Origin of the sequence: Streptomyces sp. NBC_00576, from assembly GCF_036345175.1 — a bacterium.
In the GTDB taxonomy this organism is placed as follows: Bacteria; Actinomycetota; Actinomycetes; order Streptomycetales; family Streptomycetaceae; genus Streptomyces.
This window is the reverse complement of sequence record NZ_CP107780.1, coordinates 3,175,270-3,192,648: the sequence shown is the minus strand read 5'-3', so window position 1 is coordinate 3,192,648 and position 17,379 is coordinate 3,175,270. Positions and strand designations below refer to the sequence as shown.

The 17,379-nt window shown below is 69.8% G+C and carries 10 protein-coding genes; 2 read left to right on the top strand and 8 right to left on the bottom strand.

Annotated elements, in window-relative coordinates; all coding sequences use genetic code 11:
* The first annotated feature begins 45 nt into the window (after positions 1-45).
* On the top strand, positions 46-1,398 hold the full coding sequence (locus OG734_RS13190; RefSeq protein WP_330287678.1) for a cytochrome: 1,353 nt from the start codon (positions 46-48) through the stop codon (positions 1,396-1,398).
* 180 nt (positions 1,399-1,578) lie between these two features.
* On the opposite strand, the gene glgB is transcribed toward OG734_RS13190, so the two are convergent.
* From glgB to OG734_RS13165, 5 genes are all read right to left on the bottom strand, one after another.
* A complete protein-coding gene (glgB, locus tag OG734_RS13185; RefSeq protein ID WP_330287677.1) occupies positions 1,579-4,035 on the bottom strand; it encodes a 1,4-alpha-glucan branching enzyme in 2,457 nt (818 codons plus the stop codon).
* Positions 4,036-4,093: 58 nt separating this feature from the next.
* Entirely contained in the window at positions 4,094-5,557 is a 1,464-nt protein-coding gene (locus OG734_RS13180) for a maltokinase N-terminal cap-like domain-containing protein (RefSeq protein ID WP_330287676.1), read from the bottom strand.
* 120 nt (positions 5,558-5,677) lie between these two features.
* Positions 5,678-7,390 carry a maltose alpha-D-glucosyltransferase gene (gene treS / locus OG734_RS13175; RefSeq protein ID WP_330287675.1) on the bottom strand — a complete coding sequence of 571 codons (1,713 nt, stop codon included), beginning with the start codon at positions 7,388-7,390 and terminating at the stop codon, positions 5,678-5,680.
* Positions 7,387-9,489 carry a maltotransferase domain-containing protein gene (locus tag OG734_RS13170; RefSeq protein WP_443065083.1) on the bottom strand — a complete coding sequence of 701 codons (2,103 nt, stop codon included), beginning with the start codon at positions 9,487-9,489 and terminating at the stop codon, positions 7,387-7,389. The genes treS and OG734_RS13170 overlap by 4 nt, the downstream gene beginning before the upstream one ends.
* A gap of 814 nt (positions 9,490-10,303) precedes the next feature.
* Positions 10,304-11,533: a S8 family peptidase gene (locus OG734_RS13165; protein WP_330287674.1), complete on the bottom strand. Its 1,230-nt coding sequence runs from the start codon at positions 11,531-11,533 to the stop codon at positions 10,304-10,306.
* A 261-nt stretch (positions 11,534-11,794) separates the two neighbouring features.
* On the opposite strand from OG734_RS13165, the gene glgP reads away from it, so the two are divergent.
* Complete coding sequence (gene glgP / locus OG734_RS13160; protein WP_330287673.1) at positions 11,795-14,455, top strand: alpha-glucan family phosphorylase; 2,661 nt, start codon at positions 11,795-11,797, stop codon at positions 14,453-14,455.
* A 140-nt stretch (positions 14,456-14,595) separates the two neighbouring features.
* Here the strand turns inward: glgP and OG734_RS13155 are convergent, their stop codons facing one another.
* The 3 genes from OG734_RS13155 to OG734_RS13145 form a co-directional block, all read right to left on the bottom strand.
* Entirely contained in the window at positions 14,596-14,877 is a 282-nt protein-coding gene (locus OG734_RS13155; RefSeq protein WP_330287672.1) for an alpha/beta fold hydrolase, read from the bottom strand.
* Positions 14,878-15,013: 136 nt separating this feature from the next.
* Complete coding sequence (locus OG734_RS13150; RefSeq protein WP_330287671.1) at positions 15,014-15,526, bottom strand: DUF1990 domain-containing protein; 513 nt, start codon at positions 15,524-15,526, stop codon at positions 15,014-15,016.
* 169 nt (positions 15,527-15,695) lie between these two features.
* Positions 15,696-17,357, bottom strand: coding sequence for a M4 family metallopeptidase (locus tag OG734_RS13145; protein ID WP_330287670.1), 1,662 nt, complete (start codon positions 17,355-17,357; stop codon positions 15,696-15,698).
* Between the last annotated feature and the right edge of the window lie 22 nt (positions 17,358-17,379).

Below are 17,379 nucleotides of genomic sequence, written 5' to 3'. Positions count from 1 at the left end.
TTCGCGACCGCGCCGGCCGACAGCCCGGCTCTAGAGTCGTTGCCCGTGGAACCGCTGTTGACGTCGGAGTTCGACGCCGACCCGGGCGGGGTGTACGCGCGACTGCGGCGCACCTACGGACCGGTGGCGCCGGTGGGGCTGATGGGCGTACCGGTGTGGCTGGTTCTCGACTACCGCGAGGTGCTGGAGGTACTGCGGAACGAGAGTGTGTGGCGGCGTGACGTGCGGTACTGGCGGGCCCGGGCACAGGGCCGGCTGCCACCGGACTGGCCGCTCCTGGCGGGGTACGAGGTGCGGCAGACCATGTTCATGGACGACGAGGAGCACCTCGCCGCCCGGCACACCCATCATGCGGCGCTGCGGCCGTTCCAGGACGGGCAGACCCCACAGGGCTGGGAGCTGCGGGCGACGGTCGCGCGGTACGCCGACGAGCTGATCGGGATGCTGGCGGCCGAGTCGGGCACGGTGGGGTTCGCCGATCTGGGGGCGCAGTACACGCGGCCGTTGCTGCTGATGGTCACCACGAAGCTGTTCGGGTGCCCCGTGGAGCTCGGGGACGAGCTGGTCATGGACCTGTGGCGGATGCTGGACGGCGGGCCGGACGCGGGGCCGGCGACGGGGCGGGCGCTGGCCGCGATGACGCGGCTGGCCGCGCATCGGCGGGCGCGGCCCGGGGACGACCTGACGTCGTACATGCTGCTGGCCGACCCGGAGCTGTCGGACGAGCAGTTGGGGCGCGAGCTGTTCATGAACGCGGTGTACCTGAACGACATCACCGGGAACATGGTGCTGAACACGCTGCTGGAGGTGTTGCGCGGGAACGCGACCGTGCGGCGCAGTCTGTCGGCCGGGCAGCTCGGGGAGACCGTGAACCGGGCGGCGCTGGCGAGTCCGCCGGTCGCCAACATGTGCTTCCGGTTCGCTGCGCGGGATGTGGCGTTGGGGAACTTCTGGATCCGGGGCGGGGACATCGTCTCGCCGTCGGCCGCGGCGGCGCACGGGGACCTGATGGCGATCGGGGCGTCCCACCTGGTCGGGTCGGCCGTGAGTACGCGGGCGCATCTGGGGTGGGGGGCAGGGCCGCATCAATGTCCCAGTGCGGCACGGGAGTTGGGCGGGATGATCGTGAGTACGGCGGTGGGGCGGATCTTCGACCATCTGACCAAGGCCGAACTGACTTTGCCGGCGGATCAGTTGCCGTGGCGGTCGGGGCCGGTGGTGCGGGGGTTGCGGTTGTTGCCGGTGAGATATGAGCTGAGCGGTGGGGTGGGTGGGCGGGGGGTTGCCGGTGCTGGTGTCGGTGGCGGGGTTTGGGGGAGACGGCTGTGGTGGGGGCGGCGGTGGTGTCCGGTGGGGATGGGCAGGTCAAGGGGTTGCTGGGGGCGTTGCGGAGGTTGATGTTCGGGGGGCGGTGAGGCGGGGGGTGCGGCGGGGTTTGTTTCGCCCCCGCCGCCCCTACCCGTCCCATCCTGTCCCTGGGGGCTGCCGCCCCCAGACCCCCGCTTCGGCCCTGAAGGGGCCTCGTCCTCAAACGCCGGACGGGCTGAAAGGTGCCGGTCGGGCTGAATGGTGCCGGGGCTACGCCGGGCGCAGCCAGATTGTTGCCAGGGGGGGCAGGGTTGCGTGGATGCTGGTTGGGCGGCCGTGCCAGGGCTGGGGGTCCGGTTTCAGGGGGGACGGGTTGTGGATGTCGGTGCCGCCGTAGCGAAGCGCGTCCGTGTTGAGGGATTCCTGCCAGGCCGGGACCGTTTCCGGGACGCCTATGCGGTAGTCGTGGCGGACGACGGGGGAGAAGTTGCTGATCGACAGGAGAGGGGCGCCCTCCGCGTCGTAGCGGACGAAGGCGAAGACGTTGTCCTCCGTCGCGTCCCCGACCAGCCACTCGAAGCCCGACGGGTTCGTGTCCAGTTGCCAGAGGGCCGGGGTGTCGCGGTACACCGTGTTCAGGTCGCGGACCAGGTCCCGAACGCCCCGGTGGTCCGCCTCCGCGCCGTATGCGGGGTCGAGCAGCCACCAGTCGGGGCCATGGGCCTCCGACCACTCCGCGCCCTGGGCGAACTCCTGGCCCATGAAGAGGAGTTGCTTGCCGGGGTGGGACCACATGAAGGCCAGGTACGCCCGCTCGGTGGCCCGTTGCTGCCACCAGTCGCCCGGCATCTTCGACACCAGGGAACCCTTGCCGTGGACCACCTCGTCGTGGGAGATCGGCAGGACGTAGTTCTCGCTGTACGCGTACACCATGGAGAACGTCATCTCGTGGTGGTGGTGCTTGCGGTGGATCGGGTCGTGCTGGACGTAACCGAGCGAGTCGTGCATCCAGCCCATGTTCCACTTCAGGCCGAACCCCAGGCCGCCGAAGCCGCCGGGGCCGATGTGGTGCGTGGCCCGGGTGACGCCGTCCCACGCCGTCGACTCCTCGGCGATCGTCACGACCCCCGGCACCCGCCGGTACACCGTCGCGTTCATCTCCTGGAGGAAGGCGACCGCGTCCAGGTTCTCCCGGCCGCCGTGCTCGTTCGGCGTCCACTGGCCCGGCTCGCGCGAGTAGTCGAGGTACAGCATGGAGGCGACCGCGTCGACCCGCAGGCCGTCTATGTGGAACTCCTGGCACCAGTAGACGGCGTTCGCCACAAGGAAGTTGCGGACCTCCCGCCGGCCGAAGTCGAACTCCAGGGTGCCCCAGTCGGGGTGAGCGGCCCGCAGCGGATCCGAGTGCTCGTACAGCGGGCGCCCGTCGAACTCGGCCAACGCCCAGTCGTCACGCGGGAAGTGGGCCGGAACCCAGTCCATCAGTACGCCGATGCCGGCGCGATGGAGGGCGTCCACCAGGTACTTGAAGTCGTCCGGGGTGCCCAGCCGGGCCGTGGGCGCGTAGAACCCGGTGACCTGATAGCCCCACGAGCCGCCGAAGGGGTGCTCCGCCACCGGCATCAGTTCCACATGCGTGAAGCCCAGGTCCCTTACGTAGGCAGGGAGTTGGTCAGCGAGTTGACGGTACGTCAGACCTGGGCGCCAGGACGCCAGATGGAGCTCGTAGATCGACATCGGGGCCTCGTGCGCCGGGGCCTCGGCCCGCCGCGCCAGCCACTCCCCGTCCTCCCACTCGTGGTGTGAACCGTGCACGATGGACGATGTGTTGGGCGGGACCTCGGTCCGGCGGGCCATCGGGTCCGCGCGCTGCGTCTTCGAGCCGTCCGGGCGCGTGATCTCGAACTTGTACAGCTCACCCTCGCCGACGCCCGGCACGAACAGCTCCCACACCCCGGTGGAGCCCAGCGACCGCATCGGATACGCCGTACCGTCCCAGAAGTTGAAGCCCCCGGTCACCCGGACCCCGCGCGCGTTCGGCGCCCAGACGGCGAAGCGGGTGCCGGTGACGCCCTGGTGGGTCATCGGCTCCGCGCCCAGCGCCTTCCACAGCTCCTCGTGCCGGCCCTCGCCGATGAGATGCAGGTCCAGATCACCCAGCGCGGGCAGCAGCCGGTAGGCGTCCTCGGTCTCCTGCACCTGCTCCTCGTACGCGATGACCAGCCGGTACTCCGGGACGTCCCGCAGCGGCAGCGCACCCGAGAAGAAACCGTCGCCGTCGTCGTGCAGCTCGGCCCGCAGCTCCCCGGACACGACGGTCACCGACCGGGCGTACGGCCGCAGCACCCGGAATGCGACCCCACCCGGCAGAGCGTGCGCGCCCAGGACGGAGTGCGGGTCGTGGTGCGTGCCGGCCAGCAGCCGTTCGCGGTCGGCGGCGTCCAACGCGGGGGAGGGGAGGAGGACAGCCGTCTTGGAGGTGGCCTCGACCGGATGAGAGGTGGGCGCTTCCGTCTCCGGTGTCTCCACGGTCGCCGGTGTCTCCAGAGACTCTAGGGTTGCCGGTGCCTCCAGGGTCTCCGGCGTCTCCGGGGAATCCTGCGTGTCCGGGTTCTTCGGCGTCTCCGGGGTCTTCGCCACCTTCTTGCCCGCCTTCTTCTTCCCAGGGTCCTTCTTCTTCGTCTTTTTCGTGTTCTTCGAGCCGCTGGACGGGGGGCGCGGGGTCACAGGCGGGGGCCTTTCGGGGGTGAGGTGAGGTGTGGCGGGGGCGAGGTGACGCAGGAGGTCAGCCGGGTGCGGACAGCCGGTGTATCGCCGACATCGGTACCGGAAGCCAGTCCGGACGGTGCCGGGCCTCGTACACCACCTCGTACACCGCCTTGTCCGTCTCGTACGCCCGCAGCAGTACGGGATCGGTACGCGGGTCCCGGCCGCAGGTCTCCGCGTACCCGGCGCAGTACGCGGCCCGGCACACCGCCGCCCAGTCGGGCGACCGGGGATGGAGCGAGTGGGCCGCGTAGTCGAAGGAGCGGAGCATGCCCGCGATGTCCCGTACCGGAGGTTGCGGCAGCCGCCGTTCCGCGAGCGGCTTCGACGGCTCGCCCTCGAAGTCGATCAGCGACCACTCCCCGGACGGCGAACGCAGACACTGCCCGAGGTGCAGATCGCCGTGGATGCGCTGGGCCGTCCAGGTCTGGCCCTCGGCGGCGAGGTCGGCCAGCGCCTCGTACGCCGAGCGCAGGCCGGGCGCGTACGGGTGGAGAGCCGGTACGGCCTGGATCGCCGCGTCCAGGCGTTCGACCATGCCGTCGACCAGCGGGCGCAACTGCGCGTGGCCGAGCGTCACCGTGGGCAGCGCGCGGGCGAGCGCCATGTGCACCTCGGCGGTGGCCCGCCCGAGCGCCCGCGCCTCCGCGCTGAAGTCCTCCCCCTTGGCCAGCTCGCGCAGCGCCAGCTCCCAGCCGTCGGCCGCACCCCGAACGAAGGGCTGGAGAACGCCGAGTACGTAACTGTCCTCGGCGTTCAGCTCCGCATCGGGATCGGTCGTCCCGGCGGCGTCGGCGCGTATCCACGCCACCGGGGCCGGTACCCGGGGGCAGCCCACGCGGGCCAGCGCCAGCGGCAGCTCCAGGTCGGGGTTGACGCCCGGTACGACCCGGCGGAGCAGCTTCAGGATGAACGTATCGCCGTAGACGATCGACGAGTTGGACTGCTCCGAGGTCACCATCCGGGCCACCAGCCCCGCGGGTATCTCACCCTCGCCCCCACCGTCGTCCCTGGCTGCGCCCTTGCCGTCTCCGCTTCCGTCCCCGCTTCCGTTCCCGTCCCGGTCGAAGCGCAGCGCGCCGATCCGAGCCCGGGTCCGCATCGCCTCCAGGAGCACTTCGGCCGGCCGGGCGTCGTACAGGGCGTCGTACACCGTCCGGCCGCTCAGCGGGCCCCGGTCCACGTGTCCGATCAGCGCGGGCGCCAGCCGGGGCGGCAGCGCCTCGCGCACACCTATGAGGAGCTGGTAGCAGTCCCCGGGGCCCTGCAGCGCGGGCTGATGGGCACGTACGAGGAGGTGGTACAGACCCAGCTGTGTGGTGATCGGCAGCAGTTCGGTGGCCGCCACCAGGGAGAAGTCGGTGACCGGGCGTCCTTTGCCGGCGAACCAGCGCTGTCTGGGCAGCCATTCGCGCAGCAGTGGATCAAGGGACGCGAGGAGGTCGGGACCTGTCGTGGCGGAGCGGGTGATGGCTTCCGACATGGCGTCGCGTCCTTTGCCCGGGGCGGGGTGTGACTGATGCGTGCCCCGGGCGGGACGGGGGAAACCGGCCCGCCCGGGGTTCGGCACATGTGACCACGTACGACGACGCACGACCACGTACTACGCGGTGGCGTCCGTCGCGTCCTTCCGCAGCCGGAACCAGTAGAAGCCGTGGCCTGCGAGGGTGAGCAGGTAGGGGAGTTCACCGACGGCGGGGAAGCGGACTCCGCCGATCAGTTCGACCGGGTGTGCGCCGCTGAACGCCCGTAGGTCCAGCTCGGTGGGCTGGGCGAAGCGGGAGAAGTTGTGGACGCACAGGACGAGATCGTCCTTGTGTTCGCGCAGGAACGCGATCACGGCCGGGTTGGAGGAGGGCAGTTCGGTGTAGGAGCCGAGGCCGAAGGCGGGGTTCTGCTTGCGGATCTCGATCATGCGCCGGGTCCAGTGCAGGAGCGAGGACGGGGACGACATGGAGGCTTCGACGTTGGTGACCTGGTAGCCGTAGACCGGGTCCATGATCGTGGGCAGGAAGAGGCGGCCGGGGTCGCTGGAGGAGAAGCCGGCGTTCCTGTCCGGGGTCCACTGCATCGGCGTGCGGACGGCGTCGCGGTCGCCGAGCCAGATGTTGTCGCCCATGCCGATCTCGTCGCCGTAGTAGAGGATCGGCGAGCCGGGCAGGGACAGCAGCAGCGCGGTGAAGAGTTCGATCTGGTTGCGGTCGTTGTCGAGGAGGGGGGCCAGGCGCCGGCGGATGCCGATGTTGGCCCGCATGCGGGGGTCTTTGGCGTATTCCGCCCACATGTAGTCGCGTTCCTCGTCGGTGACCATTTCCAGGGTCAGCTCGTCGTGGTTGCGCAGGAAGATGCCCCACTGGCAGTTCGAGGGGATGGCGGGAGTCTTGGCGAGGATTTCCGAGACCGGATAACGCGATTCGCGCCGCACCGCCATGAAGATGCGCGGCATGACGGGGAAGTGGAACGCCATGTGGCATTCGTCGCCGCCGCTTTGGTAGTCACCGAAGTAGTCGACGACATCCTCGGGCCACTGGTTCGCCTCCGCCAGCAACACCGTGTCCGGGTAGTGGGCGTCGATCTCCTTGCGCACGTGCTTGAGGAACTCGTGCGTCGCCGGGAGGTTCTCGCAGTTGGTGCCCTCGGCCTGGTAGAGATACGGGACCGCGTCCAGACGGAAACCGTCGATCCCCAGGTCCAGCCAGAACCGCAGCGCGGAGATGATCTCCTCCTGCACCGCCGGGTTCTCGTAGTTGAGGTCCGGTTGGTGGGAGAAGAAACGGTGCCAGTAGTACTCCTTGCGGACCGGGTCGAAGGTCCAGTTGGAGGCCTCGGTGTCGACGAAGATGATCCGGGCGTCCTGGTACTGGTCGTCCTTCTTGGCCCAGACGTAGTAGTCGCCGTATGGGCCTTCGGGGTCGTTCCTCGACTCCTGGAACCACGGGTGCTGGTCGCTGGTGTGGTTCATGACGAAGTCGATGATGACGCGCATGCCGCGTTGGTGGGCGGCGTCGACGAACTCGACGAAGTCGGCGAGGTCGCCGAACTCGGGGAGGACGGCGGTGTAGTCGGAGACGTCGTAGCCGCCGTCCCTCAGGGGTGATTTGAAGAAGGGGGGCAGCCAGAGGCAGTCGATGCCGAGCCACTGGAGGTAGTCGAGTTTGGCCGTGATGCCCTTGAGGTCGCCGACTCCGTCACCGTTGCTGTCCTGGAAGGACCGGACGAGGACCTCGTAGAAGACGGCGCGTTTGAACCACTCGGGGTCCCGGTCCTTGGCGGGAGTGTCCTCGAAGGTATCCGGGACAGGCTCATTGACGATCATGTTGTGGGTGACCCTCCGATCTGCGGGGTGGACGGTCGCAGGACGGTCATGATGTGCGCGGGGCGAGTACCCGGTTCCAGGCGCACGTAGTTCGTCCTGCCCCATTGGTAGGTTTCGCCGGTCAGCTCGTCGCGTACCGGCACCGACTCGTGCCAGTCCAGGCCGAGTTGCGGCATGTCCAACGAGACCGTCGCCTCCTGGGTGTGGTGAGGGTCGAGGTTCACGACCACCAGAACCGTGTTCGATCCCCGGCGTTTCGAGTAGACGATCACCGCCTCCTGGTCCGCGTGGTGGAAGTGGAGGTCACGCAGCTGACCCAGAGCCGGGCTGCGCCGTCGGATCGCGTTGAGCGTCGCTATCAATGGCGCGATGCTACGTCCGTCACGCTCCGCCGACTCCCAGTCGCGGGTACGCAGTTGGTATTTCTCGGAGTTCAGGTATTCTTCGCTGCCCTCGCGCAGGGGGGCGTTCTCGCACAGTTCGTAGCCGCTGTAGATCCCCCAGGTGGGAGAGAGCGTCGCGGCCAGCACGGCACGCGCCTCGAATGCCGGACGGCCGCCCTGCTGAAGATACTCGTGCAGGATGTCGGGGGTGTTGACGAAGAAATTCGGCCGCATGTACGCGGCCGCCTCCCCCGACAGTTCGGTGAGGTACTCGGTGAGTTCGGCCTTGGTGTTGCGCCAGGTGAAATAGGTGTAGGACTGCTGGAAGCCGACCTGGGCCAGGGCGTGCATCATCGCGGGGCGGGTGAACGCCTCCGCCAGGAAGATCACGTCCGGGTCGGTGGCGTTGATGTCCGCGATCACCTGTTCCCAGAAGACGACCGGTTTGGTGTGCGGGTTGTCGACGCGGAAGATCCGCACCCCGTGGGCCATCCAGTGCCGCAGGACCCGCACGGTCTCGGCGATCAGGCCGGGCAGGTCGGCGTCGAAGGCGATGGGGTAGATGTCCTGGTACTTCTTCGGCGGGTTCTCCGCGTACGCGATCGTCCCGTCCGGGCGGTGATGGAACCACTGGGGGAACTTGTGCACCCAGGGGTGGTCCGGCGAGCACTGCAGCGCGAAGTCGAGCGCCACCTCGATCCCGTGCCGGGCGGCCTCGGCGACGAAGAAGCCGAAGTCCTCCAGCGTGCCCAGATCCGGGTGGACGGCGTCATGGCCGCCGGCCTCGGAACCGATCGCCCACGGCACCCCCACATCCTGCGCGGACGCCGACAGCGTGTTGTTGGGGCCCTTGCGGAACGTGTGCCCGATCGGATGGATCGGGGGCAGGTAGAGGACGTCGAAGCCCATCGCGGCGATCGCCGGCAACCGCCGCGCCGCCGTCCGAAACGTCCCGTGCGGGTGTTCGGGCGTCCCCTCGGAACGGGGGAAGAACTCGTACCAGGCCCCGTACAGCGCCCGCTCCCGCTCCACCACCAGCGCCAACGGCTCACTCGACGTCACCAGCTCACGCAACGGATAGCGACGCAACACCTTGTTGACGGCTGGTGTGAGGGCCGCCGACAGCCGGGCAGGCGCCGGGCGTTCGACGTCCCGGAGGGCCTCGGCGGCGGCCAGGATCACGTCCCGTTTGCCCTTGTTCTTCGGTACGCCGGTGGCGGCCCGCTCGTACAGCAGCGCGCCCTCCTCCAGCACCAGTTCCGTGTCGATCCCGGCCGGGATCTTGATGCCGGCGCGGTGCCGCCAGGTGCTGATCGGGTCGCCCCACGCCTCCACGGTGTACGTCCACTCACCGGGCGCGTCGGCCTCGACGGTGGCGCCCCAGCGGTCGGTGCCCGGGGCGAGTTCGCGCATCGGCGTCCAGCGGCCGGGGCGGCCCTTCGGGTCGCGGAGCACGACATTGGCGGCGACCGCGTCGTGGCCCTCACGGAAGACGGTGGCCGAAACCTCGAAGGCCTCCCCGACCACCGCCTTGGCCGGACGGCGCCCGCCCGTGACGAGGGGGCGGACATCCAGGACGGGGATACGGCCGACCGCGGTGCCCGTGGCGGAGGGACGGGGCGGGCTGCTCCGGGGGACCTGGGCCGGTTTCGCGGCCGGAGGAGCGGCGGAGGGCGTGTTCGAGGTGGGTCGCCTGGTGGCGGACGGGGTGTCCACTGCCGGTCGGCCTGTGGCGGACGGTGTGTTCGAGGCGGGTTGGCCCGTGGCGGAGGGCGTGTTCGAGGTGGGTCGGCCGGTGGCGGACGGGGTGTCCACTGCCGGTCGGCCTGTGGCGGACGGTGTGTCCGAGGCGGGTTGGCCCGTGGCGGAGGGCGTGTTCGAGGTGGGTCGGCCGGTGGCGGACGGGGTGTCCACTGCCGGTCGGCCTGTGGCGGACGGTGTGTCCGAGGCGGGTTGGCCCGTGACCGAGGGCGTGTTCGAGGTGGGTCGGCCGGTGGCGGACGGGGTGTCCACTGCCGGTCGGCCTGTGGCGGACGGTGTGTCCGAGACCGGTCGGCCCGTGACCGAGGGCGGGTCCGGGGTCGGCTCGCCCTTGGCCGAGGGTGTGGTGCGGGCCGTCGGACCGGCGTCGGCGGGGTGCTCCGGAGCCGGTTGCTCCGGAACCCTCGACCGGGCGCCGGTGGATGTCTTCCGGGCCGGAGAGGGTGTCTCCGGGGCGGCCGGCGGGACGGCGGTGTCCGGCGGGTGTATCGGTGGTGTGCCGGTAGTGGATGTCGGGGGTGCTGCCGAGTGGTGCGTGGCGGGCATGACCGCTCCTGTCCGCGTCAACGTGGGTGGGCGGATGGATGTGGGGAGGGTGTCCAGCGTGGTGCACCCCAGTCGTGTACCGGGGGAGCCTTCCCACCCTATTCGGGTAGGCAATCCGGCACTTTGCTAACTACTCACGCGTATGTCTGCGCCCAGGATCAGCCAGGTTGGCGAACGACATCGGCCCCGTCCGGCGGACGGGGCCGACAACGGCACAGTGCTCCTAAGAGAGCGGTGTCCGCAGGAGTTTGTTCGGTGAACCAGTTCCCTTGTCGAAGACTTTCCCGGACGTCGCCAAACTCGTCAGCGCCTTGGCGACTTGAGCCGGAGTGGATTTCGGTTGTTCCGCCAAGTAGAGGGCGGCCGCCCCCGCCGCGTGCGGCGCCGCCATCGACGTCCCGGAGTAGGCCACCCGGCCGGTGTCGCTCGCGTACGACGCCGAGGTGATCGTGACGCCCGGGGCGAACAGGTCGAGACTCGGTCCCCAGTTCGAGAAGTCGGCCCGGTCGTCCGTCGGCCCGGTCGCGCCGACGGTGATCGCCTCCTTGACGGCGGCCGGGGAATGGTAATCCGCCCGCTCCCCGTCGTTCCCGGCCGCGACCGTGTACGTCACCCCGGACGCGATCGAGTACCGTACGGCCGCGTCCAGTTGGGCATTGCGGTAGCCACCGAGGCTCACATTGGCGACGGCGGGTTTCCTGGCGTTCCGCGTCACCCAGTCGATACCCGCGATGACCTGCGCCGTCGTTCCGCCGCCCGCGTTGTCGAGGACGCGTACGGAGACGACCCTGGCCTTCTTCGCGACGCCCAGGGCCGTGCCGGCGATCGTCGCCGCGACGTGTGTGCCGTGGCCGTTTCCGTCGCCGGCCCATCTGTCACCGCCGACGAAGTCCCAGCCGTAACTCGCGCGTCCGCCGAAGTCCTTGTGCGAGATACGGATGCCGGTGTCGATCACGTACACCGTGACGCCCCTGCCCGCCGACTCCGGCCAGGTGTAGCCGTCATTGAGCGGCAGACCGGCCTGGTCGATCCGGTCCAGGCCCCAGGACGGCGGATCCTGACGGCCCTGTTTTCCGGGTTTTCCGGGTTTTCCGGCGCGGTCGTACGTGATCCTGGTGTCCTGGGCGACCGAGGCCACGCGGGAGTCCGCCGCGAGGCGTGCGGCCTGTCTCTCGTTGGCCTGGATGGCATAGCCGTTCAGGACGGTGCTGTAGGTGTGGCTTATTTTCGCCCCGTACTTCGCGGCGAGTCTCTTGCCGTCCGCCGACGAGGCCGCCGTACCCCCCTTGAGGGTCACCAGGTAACTTCCGCCGACGGAGCCGGGTTCACCGGCGCCGGCTATGTGACCTTCCGGGGCGGCGTGCGCGGGTGCGGTGACCGAAAGCACCGCGGCTGTGGTCGCGGCGGTCAGGCCCGCCGCCCAGCGCAGACGTCTGGTGCGCGTCCGTTTCATCGTTGGAGTTCCCCCTCCTCGGCCGCCGACACCGGGCGGCCTTCTGCGCAGCCTCTCGTGCGGGGAGAAGTGTTACAAGGTGGCCTACGGGGGTGGAATCGGCCATATCGGCAGGCGGTCCGCAACGGGGGCGCGTAATACGCGCCATGGTTCCAACGCTCCCTCCCCGATACCGTCAAGGGGTTGATGACGGGACGCACATGGCCGTGTGTCCTTGCGTACGTACAGGTTTGACATCACGCACGACCACCGAGGTGGCATGTGAAGGCGATCCGTCGGTTCACCGTCCGTCCCGTTCTCCCCGAGCCCCTCCGGCCGCTCAGTGACCTGGCCCGCAATCTGCGCTGGTCCTGGCATGCGGAGACCCGCGAACTCTTCGAGTCCGTCGACCCCGAGCGCTGGGCCGACTCGGACTGCGACCCCGTACGGCTCCTCGGCAGCCTCTCGCCCGAGCGGCTCACCGAACTGGCCGAGGACCGCCGCTTCCTGCGTCGCCTCACCACGGTCGCCGACGACCTCCACGAGTACGTCACCGGCACCCGCTGGTACCAGACACAAACACAGACACAGGCGCAATCTCAGGGTCAGGGCGCCGAATTCCCCGCCGCCATCGCCTATTTCTCCCCTGAGTACGGCATCACGGCCGCCCTGCCGCAGTACTCCGGCGGCCTCGGCATCCTCGCCGGGGACCATCTGAAGTCGGCCAGCGACCTCGGCGTACCGCTGATCGGCGTCGGACTCATGTACCGGCACGGCTACTTCCGCCAGTCCCTCTCCCGGGACGGCTGGCAGCAGGAGCACTATCCGGTCCTCGACCCCAACGAACTCCCCGTCGCCCTCCTCAAGGAACCCGACGGCTCCCCGGCCCAGGTCTCCCTGGCCCTGCCCGGCGGCCGGTCGCTGCGGGCCCGGGTCTGGCTGGCGCAGGTGGGCCGCGTACCGCTGCTCCTCCTCGACTCGGACGTGGAGGAGAACGACCTCGGCGAACGGGGCGTCACGGACCGGCTGTACGGGGGCGGCAGCGAGCACCGCCTCCTCCAGGAGATGCTGCTCGGCATAGGAGGAGTGCGCGCGGTCCGGACGTACTGCCGCCTCACCGGCCACCCCGCCCCCGAGGTGTTCCACACCAACGAGGGCCACGCCGGCTTCCTCGGTCTGGAACGGATCGCCGAACTCTGCGACGAGGGACTGGACTTCGACGCGGGGCTGGAGGCGGTCCGCGCGGGCACGGTATTCACGACGCACACCCCCGTCCCGGCCGGCATCGACCGCTTCGACCGTGAACTGGTCGCCCGCCACTTCGGCCCCGACGCCGAACTCCCGCGCATCGACGTGGAACGCGTGCTGAGCCTGGGCATGGAGACGTACCCGGGCGGCGAGCCGAACCTCTTCAACATGGCGGTGATGGGCCTGCGGTTGGGCCGTCAGGCCAACGGAGTCTCCCTCCTCCACGGCCAGGTGAGCAGGGAGATGTTCGCGGGGCTGTGGCCGGGATTCGACCCGGCCGAGGTTCCGATCACCTCGGTGACGAACGGTGTGCACGCGCCCACCTGGGTCGCGCCGGAGGTGTTCAGGCTCGGTGCCCGCCAGATCGGCGCGGAGCGCACCGAGGACGCGCTGACGGTCGGCGGTTCGGAGCGGTGGGACGCGGTCGCGGACATCGCCGACCAGGACATCTGGGAGCTACGACGGTCCCTGCGTGAGCAGTTGGTGGTGGAGGTACGGCAGCGGCTGCGGGCGTCCTGGCGTCAACGCGGCGCGGGTACCGCGGAGTTGGGCTGGATCGACGGGGTGCTCGACCCGGACGTCCTGACGATCGGATTCGCGCGCCGTGTCCCCTCGTACAAACGCCTGACCCTGATGCTGCGCGACCGCGACCGGCTGCTGGATCTGCTCCTCCACCCGGAACGGCCGATCCAGATCGTGATCGCGGGCAAGGCGCACCCGGCGGACGACGGCGGCAAGCGTCTGATCCAGGAGCTGGTGCGCTTCGCGGACGATCCACGGGTCCGTCACCGCATCGTGTTCCTCCCCGACTACGGCATGGCGATGGCGCAGAAGCTGTACCCGGGCTGCGACATCTGGCTCAACAACCCCCTGCGCCCGTTGGAGGCCTGCGGAACGAGCGGTATGAAGGCGGCGCTGAACGGCTGCCTCAACCTCTCGGTCCTGGACGGCTGGTGGGACGAATGGTTCCGGCCCGACTTCGGCTGGGCGATCCCCACGGCGGACGGCGTCGCGGGCACGGACCCCGACCACCGGGACGACGTGGAGGCCGCGGCACTGTACGACCTGCTGGAGCAGCGAGTGACTCCCCGTTTCTACGAACACGGTGAGACCGGCCTGCCCGACCGCTGGATCGAGATGGTCCGCGAGACCCTCACCCACCTCGGCCCGAAGGTCCTGGCCGGCCGTATGGTCCGCGAGTACGTGGAACGCCTGTACGCCCCCGCGGCCCGCGCCCACCGCACCATGACCCCGGACACGGCAAGGGAGTTGGCGACCTGGAAGTCCCGGGTGCGCTCCGCCTGGCACACGGTGACGGTCGACCACGTCGAGACCTCGGCGGCGACCGCCCCCGCGCTGACGGCGGAACTGGGGAGCACTCTCTCGCTCCGGGTGCGGGTGGGCCTGGGTGAGCTCGCTCCGGACGATGTCGAGGTCCAGGCGGTCTCGGGGCGAGTCGACTCGCAGGACAGCATCACCGACGCGACGACGGTGCCACTGAAGGCGGTCGGCGGGCCCGACCTGGAAGGGCGCTGGCAGTACGAAGGGCCACTGTCGCTTCATCGGACGGGGCCCTACGGGTACACGGTGCGGATTCTGCCGGCGCACCGGCTGCTGGCGTCGAGCGCCGAGATGGGGCTGGTGGCGGTGCCTTCGGAGGAAGTGGGGGAGGGGGCGGGGGTTCTGATGCGGTGACGTGCCTCGGTGAACCTTCGGTGTCCGAGGCCGGGGGACGGGCATGGGGGCAGAGGTGAAACCTCACTTGGGGCGGCCCGCGCGAGGCGGGTCGTCCCGGGACAGCACACTCGACCGTCACGGCTCGGGCAGACGGTGGATCAGTTGCCGGCGACATGCGCGGGGGCGTGGCCGAGCCCTTCGATCAGCGCCGCAAGGTCGTCCTCGTCCTGCCTGCGGGTGCCCTGGCCCGTCACCTTTTCGCTCTGGCCATGGCCGCGGCGGTCGTACGAGATCACGGTGAAGGACGCGCGGACGTCGGCCTCGATCGCGGCCTGCCAGCTCTTGTGGTCGTTCCACGAACCATGGACGAGAACGAGCGGCTCGCCCTCACCCACAGTCTCGTAGTAGAGATTCACGCTGTCGGCGCGTACATGTGGCATGCCGTGTCTCCTCGGGGGGATCAAGGGCGACGGGTTCCCGAGCGCCGCCACGGAGGTCTCTACCAGCCCCCTCCGATGTCCGGCTCGGCGCCGCGCCGCGAGGGTCCCCCGCGAGCGTGTACGACGTACGGCGACGTCAGTCCTCCCCGTACCCCCCGCACAGCCGCCGCAGCACCACCCCGCACCGCCGTGCATAGGCATGCTGGAGCCCTCGGGTCGCGGGACCGGCCGCCCTGGCGTACCACTTCGCGGGGCGGCTGAACGCGCTGATCGTCAGCCACACCGTGCCGTCGCCCGTGCGGTCCACGACGAAGGACTCCTCGCCGCACTCCGGGTGGCCGGCCAGGGTGCCGTACGCCCAGCCGGCGCGGCGGTATTCCTCCACGGTCCAGACCACGCGGCAGGGGGCCTTTATGACACCGGCGAGGGTGACGGTGACATCGACGTCCGGGGCCGCCCGTTCGGAGGTGGCGTCGATGCCCACGCCCATCGCGCGGTGCATCTCCCAGGTGAGGACGGCCTCGGAGGCGCGCCGGAAGACCTCCTCGCCCTCGCCGATGCGGGTGCGTACATGCAGGTGGTGGAAGCCGGGCGGGGCACGGAAGCCGCGCTCGCGGGTCGCGCCGACCTCCGCGTACGTGAAGGACATGGGACCCAAGGGTAGGGCGAGGGATACGGGTGGCTGTGCGGCGGGGTGCTGGATGCGGACACACGTACGACGGGGCGGTCCCCGGAAATGCCTTCGTTCCGGGTACCGCCCCGCCGGTCACCTGCTCACTCACCGCTCATGCCGAGCGGCACGTGTCACTCGTCACTCGTCACGCCTTGACGTTGACCGCCGCCCAGGCCGCGTTCACCGCCGCGTACTCGGTGCTGCTGGCGCCGTACAGGGCCGAGGCCGCCGACAGGGTCGCCGTGCGGGCGCCCTTGTAGTTGGTCGTCGACGTCATGTACGTGGTCAGCGCCTTGTACCAGATCTGGACGGCCTTGGCGCGGCCGATGCCGGTGATCGTGGTGCTGTTGGACGTCGGGGAGTTGTAGCTGACCCCGTTGATCGTCTTCGCGCCGCTGCCCTCGGAGAGGAGGTAGAAGAAGTGGTTCGCGGGACCCGACGAGTAGTGCACGTCGAGGTTGCCCAGGGTGGAGGACCAGCTGTCCTTGGACCCGCCGTCCTTGCTCGGCTTGTCCATGTAGCGCAGCGGCGAGCCGTCGCCGTTGATGTCGATCTCCTCGCCGATGAGGTAGTCACCGACGTCGGAGGAGTTCGCCGCGTAGAACTCGACCGCCGTGCCGAAGATGTCGGACGTCGCCTCGTTCAGGCCGCCGGACTCGCCCGAGTAGTTCAGGCCCGCCGTGTTGGAGGTGACGCCGTGGGTCATCTCGTGGCCGGCCACGTCCAGCGAGGTCAGCGGGTGCGTGTTGCCGTCGCCGTCGCCGTACGTCATGCAGAAGCAGCTGTCGTCCCAGAACGCGTTGACGTACGCGTTGCCGTAGTGGACGCGGGAGTACGCGGCGACACCGTTGTTCTTGATGCCGGAGCGGCCGAACGTGTCCTTGTAGAAGTCCCACGTCTTCTGCGCGCCGTAGGCGGCGTCGACGGCCGCGGTCTGGTCGGCGGTCGAGCTGGAGGCCGCGCCGGTGCCCCAGGTGTCGTCGGCGTCCGTGAACAGGGTGCCGGCGGACGAGCTGGTGGCGTGCGCCTTGTTGTACGTCTTGTGGCCGCCGCGCGTGCCGTCGGTCAGCTGGTACGTCGAGCCCGACAGCGTCGTGGTCAGGGAGACGGTGCCGGAGTACAGGCTCTTGCCGGTGCCGGTCTCGATGCCCTGGTACTCGTACAGCTTCTTGCCGGTGGCCGCGTCGGTGATGACGTGCAGCTCGTTCGGGGTGCCGTCCTCCTGGAGGCCGCCGACGACGGTCTCGTAGGCGAGGGTCGGGGTGCCCGAGGCGGCCCAGATCACCTTGCGGGGGGCGCCGGCCGCCTCCGACTTGGCGGAGCCGGCCTTCTTGGCGAGGGTGACGGCCTGCTTCTCGACGGCGGCCGGGGTGACCTCGGGAGTGAGGTCGGTGACCTTGATGGCGGCGTTGTGCGCTCTGGTCACGCCCTTGGTCACGCCGGCCGCGTTCTCGTGCACGACGAGGTCGCCGCCGAGGACCGGCAGGCCCGCGTAGGTGCGCTCGTAGCGGGTGTGCAGGGTGCCGTCGGCGTCCTTGATGACGTCACGGACGACGAGCTTCTCCTTGGCGCCGAGACCTATCTCGTCGGCGGTCGCCGGGGCTTCGGCCGCGGCTTCCTTGATGAGGGCCGTGCGCGTCGCGGGGGACAGCGTGATCGGCACCGCGGCGGCCTTGGCCGTGGTACCGGCCGGCTCGCTCTCCGCGGAGGCACCGGTGGTCAGACCGGTGGTGATGAGGGCTCCGGCCGCGACGGCGGTGGCGATGGCCAGAGTGGTGCGCTTGTGACGCGCGTAGAGGGGGGTCACGCGGACTCCTTTTGTGGGGGTT

What these genes read in the sequence shown, in the direction of transcription:
- OG734_RS13150 (WP_330287671.1), bottom strand. Translation starts at nt 15,526, where the DNA reads ATGTCCTTCACGTACGCGGAGGTCGGCGCGACCCGCGAGCGCGGCTTC.
- treS (WP_330287675.1), bottom strand. Translation starts at nt 7,390, where the DNA reads ATGATCGTCAATGAGCCTGTCCCGGATACCTTCGAGGACACTCCCGCC.
- OG734_RS13165 (WP_330287674.1), bottom strand. Translation starts at nt 11,533, where the DNA reads ATGAAACGGACGCGCACCAGACGTCTGCGCTGGGCGGCGGGCCTGACC.
- OG734_RS13180 (WP_330287676.1), bottom strand. Translation starts at nt 5,557, where the DNA reads ATGTCGGAAGCCATCACCCGCTCCGCCACGACAGGTCCCGACCTCCTC.
- OG734_RS13155 (WP_330287672.1), bottom strand. Translation starts at nt 14,877, where the DNA reads ATGCCACATGTACGCGCCGACAGCGTGAATCTCTACTACGAGACTGTG.